The organism is Roseobacter denitrificans OCh 114 (assembly GCF_000014045.1).
GTDB classification, from domain to species: Bacteria; Pseudomonadota; Alphaproteobacteria; order Rhodobacterales; family Rhodobacteraceae; genus Roseobacter; species Roseobacter denitrificans.
Map to the genome: position 1 here is coordinate 1,696,668 of NC_008209.1, position 13,917 is coordinate 1,710,584.

Below are 13,917 nucleotides of genomic sequence, written 5' to 3' on the forward strand. Positions count from 1 at the left end.
GATGAATAGATCAGCAACGGTGTGCGCGCTGCTCGCGGTGGTCGGTGTCGTGGGGGTCGTGCCCGCCGCGTCGCGTGCTGCGGGCACTCTTTATGACTGCACAATCACTCAAAAACGCGAAGGTGTTGACTGGATATCCGAAAAGGTTGGCATTGTCATAAGACAGGGGCAACCCGCGGTTATCTCAGATTCGGTTATCTTGCACTTTTACGGAAAGCCCATCGAGACAACGCAGGTTCGTAACAGGGCGAACAAGCTGGATGTAAGGTGGACCTTGCGTGGGGCGCGCGACGATGCCAATCAGACCGTCAACCACATGGATTACAACGCCCGGATCAACAAGCAAACCGGTGCCTTCAGCCTTTATGCCAAGCCGGATGGATATCCCAATCGGTTCAGCGGCAAAGGCAACTGTGTGACCAAGACCGCAAAATAGCTTTTGTCTATACGCTTGGAACTTTTTGCGCGCCCTGATACTTGAACTGCGAGCGTGTAGCGCTTCATTGCACTACACACCGCATTGAATAACCAAGAGGGGGCCCGACAATGGCTTTTGAACTTCCTGATCTTCCCTACGCGCATGATGCTCTGGCGGGCAAAGGCATGTCCGCCGAAACGCTGGAATACCACCACGACCTGCACCACAACGCCTATGTGACCAATGGCAACAAGGCGATTGAGGGCACCGAATGGGCGGGCAAGTCCATGGAAGACATCATCACGGGCACCTATGATGCCTCTGCCGTGGCGCAGAATGGCATCTTCAACAACATCAGCCAGTTGTGGAACCACAACCAGTTCTGGGAAATGATGGGTCCGGGTGAGAGCAAGATGCCCGGAGAGCTGGAAAAAGCGCTGACCGAGAATTTCGGGTCTGTCGATGCGTTCAAGGAACAGTTTTCCGCCGCCGGTGCGGGTCAGTTCGGGTCAGGCTGGTGCTGGTTGGTGAAAAACCCTGACGGCTCGCTGGCGGTGACCAAGACGGAAAACGGCGTGAACCCGCTGTGTTTTGGCCAGACGGCATTGCTCGGCTGCGATGTGTGGGAGCATTCGTACTACATTGATTTCCGCAACAAACGCCCTGCCTACCTGACAAACTTCCTCGACAACCTCGTCAATTGGGAAAACGTCGCATCGCGCATGTAACCGCGTGACAGGTTAAGTTGTTGCAGCCCCGTGTCATCGTTGATGGCGCGGGGTTTTTCGTAGCGATTGAATGCCCGGAGCCCCCTAAAGTCTCATGCGAAAAACCTGGATCACGCAAGCACTGCCTGCAATCAGGGAGTTCAACGCCCTACGGGATTCTTGATGTGTCGGGTGGTTCGTCAGGCGCCCTGACCAAAGGCGCGCTGCAGCTCTTGGCGGCAGGCCTCGGCATCGGGCACGGTGGTGTAGAACCCGTGCAGCGTTTCATCGGCAAAACCATGCGCTGTCACATGTTGCAGAAGCGATACCAGCGGGTCCCAATATCCGTTTGTATTCAATAGGAATATCGGCTTTTGATGCAGGCCCAGTTGCCGCCATGTCAGGGCTTCGAACATCTCATCCAGCGATCCGGCACCACCGGGCAGCACCACGACGGCATCGCAATTCATGAACATGACTTTCTTGCGCTCATGCATGGTTTCGGTGATCACATAGGTGGTCAGATCGGTTTTCCCGATTTCCCAATCCACCAGAAGTTGCGGGATCACGCCAAAGGTGTCAGCGCCCGCCTCCTGCGCCGCGCGCGCCACAGCTCCCATCAGCCCGACATCGCCTGCGCCATAGACCAGCCGCCAGCCTTCATCGGCGATCACGCGGCCGATGTTTTGCGCGTCCTGCAGGAAGTCGGGGTCGGTTCCGGGGCGGGATCCGCAATAGACACAGACGGATTTTGGGGGCATCGGCATGACTTTCTTGTTTCAAATCGCGGATTTATGACTTCATTCGTTTTGACCAGTGATAGGGCAGTTGCTATGTAGGCTCAATGTCTGCATCGCATCCGAGCGCGTGAACCCGGAAAGTTGAGATCAAAATGAAAGACAATGGGTCTGCCAACCCATCCCAGAGCACCGGTCTGTTGACCGCGGGCCTCGTGATTGCGGGGCTGATCGCGGCGGCGGTATTTTTGTCGATGCGCGATTCCGGGCGGCTGAGCGAAGAGGCCGTGGCGGTTCTGGAATCCTCTGGCGGGGCGGGGGGCAATCAGGTCGTCACGCAGCAGATCGAAGCCGATGATGCGCCGCAGGAGATACCACAGGACGCGCCGCAAGACGCGCCCGTTGCGCAAACAGAGCCCGAGGAGGCCGCGCCCACGATTGACGAGGTGCGGGTAGACACGGGCGGAACGATGGTGATTGCCGGGCGCGCAGGGCCGGGCGCGCAGGTCGATGTGCTGCTCGACGGTGAGGTCGTCACCACAGCGCAGGCCGATTCAACCGGTTCATTCGCGGCGGTGAGTTCGGTAACGGCGGATGAGGGCGCACGCAGCCTGACCCTGCGCAGCGGTGAAGGGGACGAAGCGGTCGCGTCCGTGGATGAGATTATCCTCGCCCCGGTCACGCCGCTGGCGGACCTGCCGCCACCGGACGCAGCGCCAGACCAGCCCGAGACTGCGACCGCGCCAACGGCTATGGTGCAGGATGCGGGCACGGGTGCGGAGCCGGCGCAGGACGAAGAACCTGCGCAAGCGGTGCAGGAGATTGCGGCGGTGGATCCCCCCGCGCCTGATCAAAGCGATGTCGCGCCCCCGGCGGAGGCGGAGGCCGCGCCCACTGCCGAGGGGACGGAAGATCCCGCGATCGCCGTATTGCGTTCGGATGCGCAAGGGGTGTCGCGGGTGCAGACGGCCCCGGCGTCGCGGATCATGCTCGACACGATCAGCTATTCGGATGCGGGCGACGTGCAGCTTGGCGGGCGCGCGGGCACCGGCGCGGTCGAAGTGCGCGCCTATCTCGACAACCGGGCGGTGGCCCGTATGAGGGTGGAGCCCGACGGGCAATGGCGCGGTGTCATCGAAGATGTGGCAGCGGGTATCTACCGGTTGCGTGTGGATGCGCTGGGGCAGGATGGCGCGGTGACGAGCCGTCTGGAAACACCGTTCAAACGCGAGGCACCGGCTGTGCTGGAGGCGGCCACGCAGGCAGCCACCGGGCAGATACAGGCAATTACCGTGCAGGCGGGCGACACGCTCTGGGCCATTGCGCGTGAGCGATATGGGGAGGGCTTGCTTTATGTGCAGGTCTTTGAGGCCAATCGCAGTGAAATACGCGACCCCGATCTGATCTATCCGGGACAGGTTTTCGACCTTCCCGCAGACTAAATCGGGCGGCACGCTGGCCAAGCCGGGGCCTGTGTCTTAGGTATCTGCTTCCAAGACGTGACAGGACCCTATATGCCCAGTGATACCGCCGCCGATCAGAGCACTGACAGCGCCGAGCAGAACATCGAAGAAAAAGAACGCCGCTCGGGATGGCGGACCATCCGCAAGGTCGCGCCGTATCTCTGGCCGCAGGATCAGGCTTGGGTCCGTCATCGGGTGCTGATGGCGTTTGCGCTGTTGATCCTGGCCAAGCTGGTATCGGTCGCGACGCCGTTCTTTTACAAGGGCGCGGTGGATGCGCTGGCCGAGGAGGGCGTGCCGCTCTTTGCGCTTGGGGCCATTGGCATGACGGTGGCCTATGGCATGGCGCGTCTGATGACGGTGGGCCTGCAACAACTGCGTGATGCGGTGTTTGCCAAGGTCGGGCAACGCGCCCTGCGCATGCTGGCGCTGGAGACCTTCAACCACATTCACCGCCTGTCAATGCGCTATCATATCACCCGCAAGACCGGCGGCTTGAGCCGGATTATCGAGCGTGGCGTCAAGGGTGTTGATTTCCTGCTGCGTTTCCTGCTGTTTTCCATCGGGCCGCTGATCTTTGAACTGATCCTCGTGGGGATCATCTTCGCGCTCTATTTTGATTTCTACTACCTGCTGGTCGTGGCGGTGGTGATTGTCCTTTATGTCTGGTTCACCTTTGCGGTGACGGAGTGGCGCGTCAAACTGCGCCGTGAGATGAACAATCAGGACACGGATGCCAATCAGAAGGCCATCGACAGCCTGCTGAATTTCGAAACTGTCAAATACTTCGTCGCCGAAAAACGCGAAGCGGAACGCTATGACAGGGCGATGGAAAAATACGAGGATGCCGCGATCAAAACCGCGCTGAGCCTCACGTTCCTGAACTTTGGCCAGTCGTTTCTGATCACCTCCGGATTGATCGGGGTCATGGTGATGGCGGCGATCGGGGTGCAGAACGGGACGCTGACGGTAGGCGATTTCGTGATGGTCAACGCCTATATGCTACAGATCACCATCCCGCTGAATTTTCTGGGTACAGTGTACCGCGAAATCCGGCAGGCGCTGGTGGATATGGGCGAGATGTTCGATCTGCTGGAGCAACCGGCAGAAGTGGTGGATGCCCCGGATGCCAGGCCCCTGCGGGTTGAAGGCGGGCGCATAGAACTGGATGACGTGCACTTTGGCTACAGCACGGACCGGGCCATCCTCAAGGGGGTTTCGATCACGGCGGACCCCGGTCAGATGGTGGCGATCTGCGGCTCGACCGGGTCGGGCAAATCCACCATCGGGCGGCTGCTGTTTCGGTTTTACGATGTGACCAGTGGCGCGTTGCGCATTGACGGACAGGACGTGCGCGATGTGACGATGGAAAGCCTGCACCGCGCGATTGGCGTCGTGCCGCAGGACACGGTGCTGTTCAATGACACCATCCGCTACAACATCGCCTATGGTAAGGACGGCGCGACCCCGGAGGAGATCGAGGCGGCGGCAAGGGCTGCGCAGATCCACGATTTCATCATATCCTTGCCCGAGGGTTACGAAACGGCTGTTGGGGAGCGCGGGCTGAAACTGTCGGGCGGGGAAAAGCAGCGGGTCGGCATTGCGCGCACCTTGCTGAAGGACCCGCCGATCCTGTTGCTGGACGAGGCGACATCGGCGCTGGATTCCGAAACCGAAGCCGATATTCAGGAGGCGCTGATGCAAGCGGGCCGTGGGCGTACTGTTATCACGATCGCGCACCGGCTCAGCACCATCGCCGAGGCGGATCAGATCATCGTGTTGGAAAAAGGCGTGGTCATCGAAACGGGCACACATGACGCGCTGCTCGCGCGCGAGGGTCGCTACGCGCAGCTTTGGCGGCGTCAGCAGTCTGAGGAGCTTGAAGCATAATGGTCTGTTTGCCCCGCATCAGAGGGTTTCGGGGCAGATACTGGGGCCGACAAGGAAGGGTGTGACGTGAGAAAGAATATTCTTGTCGTTGGCGGGACGTCGGGCGTTGGTTTGAAACTGGCAGAACACTATGTGCATGAGGGACATCATGTGTGTGTTGCCGGGCGCAAAGACCCCAGGCTAGCGGGCGCGCAGTTCCATGCGTTTGCGATCACGGACAAAGCCGAGGATCTGGCCCGTGCGGCAGACGCTCTTTTGGCGGCTTTTCCGGCGGTGAACACCTTGGTTTACGCGGCGGGGTTTCTGCAAAGGGGCCATATTGATGACCTCGATGATATAGCCTTGGGGACCATGGTGAATGTAGGTTTGCTCGCGCCGATGTTGCTTGTGCAGCGTTTGAAAGCGGGCACGTCGGGGCCGCTCAAGGTGATGCTTGTCACCTCAAGCGCGCAGTACACACCAAGGGAACTTGAACCTGCCTACTGCGCCACCCAAGCCGGGTTGGGGATGTTTGGCGCGTCATTGGTGCGGGATCGCGAGATCGGCAAGGTGCTCGTGGTTGCACCCTCAGGTATTGACAGCGCGTTCCGGGCCGAAACAGAGGAGGACAGCGCAACCATGCTCTCGCCGGATTGGGTGGCCGCTCAAATCGTTGAGCTCTCTGGTGGCGTGTTCAAATACAAATACGCAAAGCTGTTGCGCAATCCGCAGCGCATCGAAATCGTCGAGTGCCTCGATAACAGTTTTCAACACCTCTGACGGGCATCTGCCGACCGCGCGCGAGATGGCCGGCAGATGGGTTGCCAAAGATCTATTGCGCAGCGACCGCTTTGTCGGTCAGTTTGTCCAGCGCGCCGGTCATCATCTGGATGTATTTCGCATCCGCAGGCAGGCCGTGGGTTGCGGCGAGCGTGGCCGGGTCGTGATAGACCACATGCACGACGCCTGCGTTATCCTCGTAGGCCAGAACCCGCAGGGGCAGATCAAGCCCAGCCGTCGCACCGCCCTGCATTGCGGGCGTGCCCAGTTTGGGGTTGCCAAAGATCAGCAGTTGCGAGGGCGCAAGCTCCAGATCGACGGATGCAGCACCGGCAGCGTGGTCCACGCGCGCAAAAACCGTCGCCCCAGCCCCAGTGACAGCCGCCTCAAGGCGGTCGATTGTGTAGCCGACGGCATGGGGGCTGGTCTTTTCGATCAGATCGGCGGCAAAAGCGCTGGTTGCGCTGACGATCGTGATCAGTCCGGCGATGGCGGCAGTGTTCGGCATGGGTATTCTCCTTTGATGGTCGCGCACAGGCTAGCACGGCGCTGGCAAGATGTTCGTCACAGTGCTGTGAAGTGCCTTATTCGGCGGCCTTCAGCGTCGTGTCTGCGGGGCCGGGGGCCGGGGTGTCGTCCCAAATCAGTTCGGTATTCGCCACACGGCGGGCGTCACGCTCCAGCGCCCAGTCGCGGGCCGCCCGCGAGGCGCGCCCCAGTGACAGCTTGGCCAGCAACGTGGCGACCCAGCGCACATAGGTTGTGGCCCAGACGCGGATGGCCAGCATCGACGGTGTCACCACCAGCGTCAGCACGGTCGCAATGCCAAGCCCGAAGACCACCGCCGTTGCAAGCTGTTTCCACCACAGCGCCGTCGGGCTGTTGAGGGTGTAGCCGCCTTCGGAAAAATTCAGGCTCAGCCCGAGCATCATCGGCGCAAGACCTGCCATGGTGGTGATCGTGGTCAGCAATACGGGGCGAATGCGGGCTTGGGCGGTGCGAATGATCGCCTCGATCCGGGGCATGTACTGGCTGTATTCCTGATAGGTGTCGATCAGGATGATGTTGTTGTTCACCACAATGCCGGCCAGCGCCACGATCCCCGTGCCGGTCATGATGATGGAAAACGTCTGATCCATGACCAGCATCCCGATCAGCACGCCCGTGGTCGACAAAACCACGGCCACAAGCACAAGGACGGCGTTGTAAAAACTGTTGAACTGCGCCAGCAGGATGATGAACATCAAACCCAGCGCGGCGGAAAAGGCGGTCTGCAGGAAGGCCGCACTTTCGGCCTGTTCTTCCTGATCGCCGGTCCATTCCCATTCGACACCGTCCGGCAGGGGGTCGGTGACAAGCCACGCCGTCAGAACCGCGATACGTTCGTTTGCATTCACAGGCACCAGCCTGAAGCGTCCGTCGTCAAGACCTGATTGCAGCGCGTCGTTGTCGATATTCGCGCGAAATGTCCAATTGTAACCGGTGCCATCCGGCGCGGTGACATCCGCCGCAGCACCAGCGGGACGCAGCATGGCGAGGGTCAGCTCGCCGCTTGTGCCATCGGGGTCGCCCACCACCTTGACCAGCCCCGGTGCGACATCGGCCTTAACATCGAAGTACCGCTTTTGGTCGATCCGGTTGATCTCGGCCAGTTTTGGCACCGGCGTGCGGGTGATGAAATTGCTGAGCGGGACCAGCCCGTCGGTGGTGCGCACCTTGAGCGTGTCAAGCGTGGACAGGAAGCGATCCTCAGCGGGCAGGCGGACGCGGATGTCCACCTCTTCGTCCGAACTGTCGATGCGCATGGTGTCAAGCAGCAGCCCCCGTGTCACAAGCTGCACCATCGCGCCCACGATCTGCACATCAGCGCCGTAGCGGCCCGCTTTTTCCACATCCACGTCGATCTGCCAGTCGATGCCGGGCAGGGGCAGCGTGTCTTCTACAAGGGTCAGGCCGGGGGTGGCGTCAAACTGTGTACGCGCGATTTTCGTGGCCTCGGTCAGCGTTTCAAAGCTGTCTGCCTTGAGGCGCAGATGGACGGGTTTGCCCGATGCGGGGCCTTGCGCGACTTCGAGGATCTCGGTTTTGATACCGGGCAGTTGCGCCAGTTGCTCACTGAGTTCGGCGATGACGATATTGCCGTCAAGCTCTGGCCGGTCGGCGCGCTCCTCCCAGGGGATCGTTTCGAACTGAATCTGGCCGATCATATCGTTCGGGGTCGACGCACCGGAGGTATCCGTGTTCAGCCCGCCTTGCCCCGCGAAGGAAAACGCGTTGCTGATGCCGGGATGGGCCAGCACGATGGTTTCCGCGTCTTTCACAAGCGCGTCTTTCTCCTCAAGCGAGAGGTTGCCGCGCGCCAGAACATAGACAATGCCCTGTTCGGGTTCGGATTCCACAAAGAACTCAACACCATTGTTGTTGTTTATGAAATAGATCAGAATCGTGCCGACAAAGACGAAAACCGCCCCCGCCATCACCAGCGGCATGGCCGGGTTGCCGACGATTGCCGCCATCACATGGCCAAAGCCGGAGCGGCGATAGCCTGCGGTGATCTGCGCAGGTTCGGCGCTGAAGAGCCGCGCCGCCAGCCAGCGGCCTGCGCGCCCCATGCGGGTCAACAGCGCGAAGGTTGAAACCAGCAGCACCAGAAAACCGCCGATGGCAATGGCCACACAGGCCGCCGCCGCCACAAGCAACAGAAAGACCACAAAGAAGGTCGGGATCACGGAGCCGAGCAGGTTCAGCCCGTCCATCGTCGCAAACCGCGCGCTGATACCGTCAAACACCGGTGGCAGCCCGGCCAATGTCATCAGCATCAAGGCGGCAATCGGGAAGAGCGCGAGGTGCAGATACCACGCAAGGCCCGCAACCTCTTGCATGTACTGCGAAATCCAGCGTTCCAGACGCCCTGTGACGCCGCCCATGACCGGCAGATAGATCAGCGCCACGACCAGCGAGGCCGAAAGCACGAAGATCAGCGTGACGGGCAACATTCCCATGAATTCACCCGGCACACCGGGCCAGAAGAGCATGGGCAAAAAGGCACAAAGGGTCGTGGCAGTTGACGACACGATGGGCCAGAACATCCGTTTGGCCGCCTCCACATAGGCCTGCATGGGGCCGACGCCTTCCTGTTGGCGCTTGTCGGCGTATTCGACGACCACGATGGCACCATCCACCAGCATCCCCACCGCAAGGATCAGTCCGAACATCACGATGTTCGAGATGGAGATTCCCATCACGGCGAGAAAGGCGAAACAGAGCAGGAAAGACGTGGGGATCGCAAAACCCACCAGCAGGGAGGCGCGTATGCCAAGAGCGGCCAGCGAGACGATCATCACCAGCGCAATCGCCGTAAAGACCGAACCCTGAAGCTGCTGCACCATGCTGTCCACGATGCGCGACTGGTCATTTGACGTGCCCACATGCACCGCCGAGCGCAGGCCTTCCGGCCAGCGTTCGCTTCTCTCGGCCACGAGGTCTTTGACCAGTGCGGCGGTGTCGATCAGGTTGAAACCCTTGCGTTTGACCACCTGCAAGGCGACCGTGGTTTCCCCGTCAAAACGCGCGGTCCCCGCGCGGTCCTCAAAAGTGAGATTGATCTCTGCGAGATCACCAAGGGTCACGACGCGGTCGCCATTGGTCTTGACCGGGAGGTTGTAGACATCGCGCGGCTCATCGAACGATGAGGGGATTTTGACGGCGAATGTGCCTTGGGCCGAATCCACCTCACCCGCGGCTATCAACTGGTTGTTGTTCTGAACGGTCGAGATCAGTTCGCTGGCGGTGACGTTATAGGCTTCAAGGCGCAGCGGGTCGATCAGCACCTCCAGCATCTCGTCGCGCGATCCGGCGATGCCTGCCTCCAGCACCGCATCCAATGCTTCGATATCGTCCTGCAAGTCCTTGGCAATGCGCACCATTGTGCGCTCTGGCACGGGGCCGGACAGGTTCACGATGATGATCGGAAACTCGGAAAAGTTGATCTCGTTGATCGAATATTGCTCTGCCCCGTCCGGGAAATTCGCTTCGGCTTTGCCCATGGCGTCGCGCACATCTGCGAGGATTTTCGTCTTGTCCCAGCCGAATTCGAACTCAAGCGCCACGCCGGCGTAGTTTTCGGCGGCGGTGCCGCTCATGTTCTTCAGCCCGTCGAGATCGGCAAGCTCCGTCTCCATCGGCTTGACCAGCAGCGTTTCGCTGTCCGCGGCTGAAATGCCGGGAAAGGGCACCGAGACAAAGAGGGCAGGTATCTCGATGTCCGGCTCGCCCTCTTTCGGCAATGTGGTGTAGGAAAATGCGCCGACCACGATGCTCAGCAGGATAAACGCCACGATCATGCGTGCGCGCCCGGCGGCCCAGTCGACGATGCCGGTCATTGCACAAGATCCCGGTAGGTGGGGGCGACGCGAACACCTGCAATCACATATTCCTGACCCAGAACGATCACATCAACGCTGTCCGCCAGCCCGGTCAGCCAGACGCCTTCCGGTGTGTCGCGCAGCAATTTCACGGGATGGAATCCGACGATGGCGTTCTCGTCGATGCTGCGGATGCCGAGCACGCCATCATCGTTCAGGGTCAGCGCGGATTGCGGCAGCAGATGCGCCTTGGCACCTGCGCCCGCGACGAGGATTTCCGCGGTCTGACCGTCGGAGATGTTCATATCCGTATTGGCCACCTCGATCTCGACGAGGAAGGTACGGGTCATTTCGTCCGCGGCGCGCGACAGGAATGTGACCTGCCCGGTCACGTTGTCCTGCCCGGTGGCGAGCGTGGCGCGCGCCTGCGCACCGATCTTGACCCGCTCCACCTCGGTTTCGGGCACGAACGCCACGAGTTTGATGGGGTTGAGCTGTATCACCGTCGCGCAGAGATCACCGGGCTGCAAAAGCGTGCCGAGTTCCGCCGTGTCGCTTTCCAGCAGGCCCGCGAAAGGCGCGCGGATCAGCAGGCGTTCCAGCTCTTTTTCGGCGGTGGCGACATTGGCCTGCGCGCTTTCGATCCCGGCCTGTGCCGCCTGCACACCCGCACGCGCGGACTCGACGGATGCGAGCGCGGTTGCGACATTGGCCTCGGCATTTGCCACGCGGGTGGTTGAGGCAAATCCGCCCTCGCTCAACTTGCTTGATGCGTTTTGATTGATCCGCGCCTCGGCCAGTTGCGCGATGGCCTGATCCAGACGTGCCTGCGCCTCGGGCGCGCGTGCGCGGGCCTCCTCCAACTGTGCCTTGGCCTGTGCCAGCGCCGCGCCGCGTGTGGATTCGTCAAGACGGCACAGGATCTGACCCTTCTCCACATTCTCGCCCTTGCGCAGGGGGTCGGAAATCACGATGGCGGATGTTTCGGATTTCACATCCACGACCCGCGCGGCCCGCGTTTCGCCCCGCAGTGACACGGCTGTTTCAATGGCCTGGGCCACCGACCTTTGCACCACGACCTTGACCAGATCACTGCTCGGGACGGTATCTTGCGCCGCCGCTTCCGGCGAATCGTCGCCGGTCTGGGCGGGGGCATCCTGTCCCAACAGGGCCAGCAGAGCGCCGCGATCAACGATGGCAAAGTACAAAGCCGCCGCCACTGCAATCGCTGCAACGATGGAAAAAATACGCATTAAAGCTGCCTCGTTGTGGATTTTCAGCCGTCAATGCGCCGCGTTGGGTGGTCTCTCTGGCGATTGAAAACTGGTTTTCGCGCTAAACTGATCAGTTCAGAATAGTTATTTTCCGGCCCGAGTGCAATGGCATGCCCGCAGAGAAAGTGCAGGGTCTTGGCTTGCCCGTCCGCGCACTGTAAGAGAGGCCACAAGCGAGTTTTGGCGGGGCAATATGAGCGACACAGACAGTTTCATCGATGAGGTCAACGAAGAGGTGCGCCGCGACAGGTTTTACCTGATGCTGCGCCGTTATGGTTGGGTCGCCGCTTTGGTGGTCGTGCTGATCGTGGGCGGTGCCGCGTGGAGCGAATACCGCAAGGCGCAGGCGCGTGCCGAGGCGGAACGTCTGGGCGATCAGATTCTGGACGCCTTGTCGCTGAGCGAACCCGCGACCCGTCAGGCGGGCCTTGATACGATTGACACCGCAACACCCGGCGCGGCCGCCGTGGTGCGCCTTTTGTCCGCCGCCGAAGCGCAGCAGGCCGGTGAACTTGACGCAGCGCTCGCAGCGCTGGAACAGGTCGCCGTTGATGGTGATGTGCCTGAGATTTACCGCCAGATTGCCGCGTTCAAATCCATTGTTCTGCAGGCGGACACGATGGACCCATCCGAACGTCGCCAGCAACTCGAAGCGCTGGCCGTGCCCGGTGCGCCGCTGTCCTTTCTGGCGCAGGAGCAGCTTGCGCTGATGGAAGTCGCCGCTGGCAATACCGAGGCCGCGCTTGCGCAGTATCAGTCGATTTTGCAGGCGGAGGGTGCGAGCGCGGACTTGCAACAACGCGCCTTACAGGTGATTGTGGCGCTCGGCGGCACGCCGGAACTGGATAGTCTTCCCGGGTTGGGGAACTGAACCGGAGTGGCGCGCAGCTTGGGGAGAGCCGCGCAGATGCTGACGCGGGTGAATAGGGCGGAATAGAGTATATGTTTTTTGTAGCCCCGGCGCGCGTTTCGCGACCTCTGTCTTTACTGCTGGCTGCAACGGTTTTTCTTGCGGCCTGTGCCGAAGACGACACTATTCTGGTGGGCAAGCGCGAGAGCGTCGAATCCATTCTCAACGGGACAGAGGCAACGGAGCGCCTCGCCATCCAGAACGAAGAACGCGCCATTTCCCTGCCCGCGGTGCAATCGAATGACAGTTGGCCGCAGGCCTATGGCTCACCCGCATTTCGCACAGCGCACCCGGCGCTTGCAGCACAGATCAGCGAAATCTGGTCGGCTGACATCGGGCAGGGGGACGGGCGCAGACAGAGAATTGTCGCCACACCGGTTGTCGGGGCCGGGCTGATTTACACCCTGGATGCCGAGGCTCTGGTGAGCGCGACCTCACCGTCCGGGCAAACGGTCTGGCAGTCGGATGTGCGCCCCGCCCGGGATCGCGGCGGTCAGGCAACAGGCGGCGGTGTGGCCTATGACAGCGGGCGCGTTTTCGTCTCGCTGGGGTACGGCAATCTGGTGGCTCTGGATGCGGCAACGGGTGCGGAGTTGTGGCGTCAGCGGCTTGATGGCACAGCCTCCGGCACGCCGACGATCGTTGACGGTATCGTTTATCTGACCGCTGGCGATGATCGCGGCTGGGCGGTTACGGCGGATGAGGGGCGGCTGTTGTGGCAACTCACCGCCTCGCCGGATGTGACGAACGTGTTGGGCGCGCCGGCCCCTGCGGTGGCGGGTGATCTGGCGGTCTTTGCCTTTGGCTCGGGCGAGGTGCAGGCGGTGTTCCGGCGGGGCGGCTTGCGGCGCTGGGATGCATCCGTGCGTGGTGAGCGTCCGGGCACGGCCCTTGGCAGCATCGGCGATGTTACGGCCCCGCCGGTGATCGTGGGCAACCGCGTTTATGTCGGCAATCAGTCGGGGCGACTGGTGGCATTGTCCCTTGAGTCAGGTGCACGCATCTGGACCGCCAATGAGGGGGCAGAGGGCAACATCGTGGCGGCAGGCGACAGTATTTTCATCCTCTCCGATCTCAACGAATTGCTGCGCCTTGATGCCTCTGACGGCAGCCGCATCTGGGGCACGCCCCTGCCGCGTTTCGTCAAGGACCGGCCCAGAAGACGGGCCGAGATTTATGCTCACCACGGGCCGATCCTCGCCGGTAGGCGGCTTTACGTGGCCTCCAACGACGGGTTCCTGCGCAGCTTTGATCCTGCCAGCGGCGCCTTGGTAAACACGGTCGAGATCGCGGGCGGTGCCACGACCAGCCCGGTGGTTGCGGGCGGTGTTCTTTATGTCGTGTCGTCAAATGGCCGATTGCATGCTTTCCGTTGACGCGGCTTTGCGGTAAAGC

11 protein-coding genes are annotated in these 13,917 nt (G+C 61.3%); 7 read left to right on the plus strand and 4 right to left on the minus strand.

Annotation, left to right across the window (positions count from 1 at the left end; genetic code table 11):
• Position 1 precedes the first annotated feature (1 nt).
• Both RD1_RS08165 and RD1_RS08170 read left to right on the plus strand, forming a co-directional pair.
• Positions 2 to 436 (plus strand): hypothetical protein, encoded by a 435-nt coding sequence (locus tag RD1_RS08165; protein ID WP_011568009.1) that lies wholly within the window; start codon positions 2 to 4, stop codon positions 434 to 436.
• A gap of 110 nt (positions 437 to 546) precedes the next feature.
• Positions 547 to 1,146, plus strand: coding sequence for a superoxide dismutase (locus tag RD1_RS08170; RefSeq protein ID WP_011568010.1), 600 nt, complete (start codon positions 547 to 549; stop codon positions 1,144 to 1,146).
• Between the two features lie 179 nt (positions 1,147 to 1,325).
• Here the strand turns inward: RD1_RS08170 and RD1_RS08175 are convergent, their stop codons facing one another.
• The gene (locus RD1_RS08175) at positions 1,326 to 1,886 is read right to left on the minus strand and encodes a TIGR00730 family Rossman fold protein (protein ID WP_044033388.1); all 561 of its coding nucleotides are present in this window, start codon (positions 1,884 to 1,886) and stop codon (positions 1,326 to 1,328) included.
• A 131-nt stretch (positions 1,887 to 2,017) separates the two neighbouring features.
• Here RD1_RS08175 and RD1_RS08180 point away from each other — a divergent pair, with 131 nt between their 5' ends.
• The 3 genes from RD1_RS08180 to RD1_RS08190 all read left to right on the plus strand — a co-directional run bounded on the left by RD1_RS08180 (position 2,018) and on the right by RD1_RS08190 (position 5,974).
• On the plus strand, positions 2,018 to 3,304 hold the full coding sequence (locus RD1_RS08180; protein WP_011568012.1) for a LysM peptidoglycan-binding domain-containing protein: 1,287 nt from the start codon (positions 2,018 to 2,020) through the stop codon (positions 3,302 to 3,304).
• Positions 3,305 to 3,376: 72 nt separating this feature from the next.
• Positions 3,377 to 5,215 (plus strand): ABCB family ABC transporter ATP-binding protein/permease, encoded by a 1,839-nt coding sequence (locus RD1_RS08185; protein ID WP_011568013.1) that lies wholly within the window; start codon positions 3,377 to 3,379, stop codon positions 5,213 to 5,215.
• A 66-nt stretch (positions 5,216 to 5,281) separates the two neighbouring features.
• Positions 5,282 to 5,974 carry an SDR family NAD(P)-dependent oxidoreductase gene (locus RD1_RS08190; RefSeq protein WP_011568014.1) on the plus strand — a complete coding sequence of 231 codons (693 nt, stop codon included), beginning with the start codon at positions 5,282 to 5,284 and terminating at the stop codon, positions 5,972 to 5,974.
• 52 nt (positions 5,975 to 6,026) lie between these two features.
• Here RD1_RS08190 and RD1_RS08195 read toward each other — a convergent pair whose 3' ends face one another.
• The 3 genes from RD1_RS08195 to RD1_RS08205 all read right to left on the minus strand — a co-directional run bounded on the left by RD1_RS08195 (position 6,027) and on the right by RD1_RS08205 (position 11,591).
• Positions 6,027 to 6,482, minus strand: coding sequence for a DUF302 domain-containing protein (locus RD1_RS08195; protein WP_011568015.1), 456 nt, complete (start codon positions 6,480 to 6,482; stop codon positions 6,027 to 6,029).
• 76 nt (positions 6,483 to 6,558) lie between these two features.
• Positions 6,559 to 10,356, minus strand: coding sequence for an efflux RND transporter permease subunit (locus RD1_RS08200; RefSeq protein WP_011568016.1), 3,798 nt, complete (start codon positions 10,354 to 10,356; stop codon positions 6,559 to 6,561).
• Positions 10,353 to 11,591: an efflux RND transporter periplasmic adaptor subunit gene (locus tag RD1_RS08205; protein ID WP_011568017.1), complete on the minus strand. Its 1,239-nt coding sequence runs from the start codon at positions 11,589 to 11,591 to the stop codon at positions 10,353 to 10,355. Before RD1_RS08205 ends, RD1_RS08200 begins: the two co-directional genes overlap by 4 nt.
• A 214-nt stretch (positions 11,592 to 11,805) precedes the next feature.
• On the opposite strand from RD1_RS08205, the gene RD1_RS08210 reads away from it, so the two are divergent.
• Positions 11,806 to 12,483, plus strand: coding sequence for a tetratricopeptide repeat protein (locus tag RD1_RS08210; RefSeq protein ID WP_044033018.1), 678 nt, complete (start codon positions 11,806 to 11,808; stop codon positions 12,481 to 12,483).
• A 71-nt stretch (positions 12,484 to 12,554) separates the two neighbouring features.
• On the plus strand, positions 12,555 to 13,898 hold the full coding sequence (locus RD1_RS08215) for a PQQ-like beta-propeller repeat protein (protein ID WP_011568019.1): 1,344 nt from the start codon (positions 12,555 to 12,557) through the stop codon (positions 13,896 to 13,898).
• Positions 13,899 to 13,917: the final 19 nt, after the last annotated feature.

Bases quoted from the DNA above. Each gene is read 5' to 3' on its own strand.
- RD1_RS08165 (WP_011568009.1), top strand. From the start codon at position 2: ATGAATAGATCAGCAACGGTGTGCGCGCTGCTCGCGGTGGTCGGTGTC.
- RD1_RS08170 (WP_011568010.1), top strand. From the start codon at position 547: ATGGCTTTTGAACTTCCTGATCTTCCCTACGCGCATGATGCTCTGGCG.
- RD1_RS08175 (WP_044033388.1), bottom strand. From the start codon at position 1,886: ATGCCCCCAAAATCCGTCTGTGTCTATTGCGGATCCCGCCCCGGAACC.
- RD1_RS08180 (WP_011568012.1), top strand. From the start codon at position 2,018: ATGAAAGACAATGGGTCTGCCAACCCATCCCAGAGCACCGGTCTGTTG.
- RD1_RS08185 (WP_011568013.1), top strand. From the start codon at position 3,377: ATGCCCAGTGATACCGCCGCCGATCAGAGCACTGACAGCGCCGAGCAG.
- RD1_RS08195 (WP_011568015.1), bottom strand. From the start codon at position 6,482: ATGCCGAACACTGCCGCCATCGCCGGACTGATCACGATCGTCAGCGCA.
- RD1_RS08200 (WP_011568016.1), bottom strand. From the start codon at position 10,356: ATGACCGGCATCGTCGACTGGGCCGCCGGGCGCGCACGCATGATCGTG.
- RD1_RS08205 (WP_011568017.1), bottom strand. From the start codon at position 11,591: ATGCGTATTTTTTCCATCGTTGCAGCGATTGCAGTGGCGGCGGCTTTG.
- RD1_RS08210 (WP_044033018.1), top strand. From the start codon at position 11,806: ATGAGCGACACAGACAGTTTCATCGATGAGGTCAACGAAGAGGTGCGC.
- RD1_RS08215 (WP_011568019.1), top strand. From the start codon at position 12,555: ATGTTTTTTGTAGCCCCGGCGCGCGTTTCGCGACCTCTGTCTTTACTG.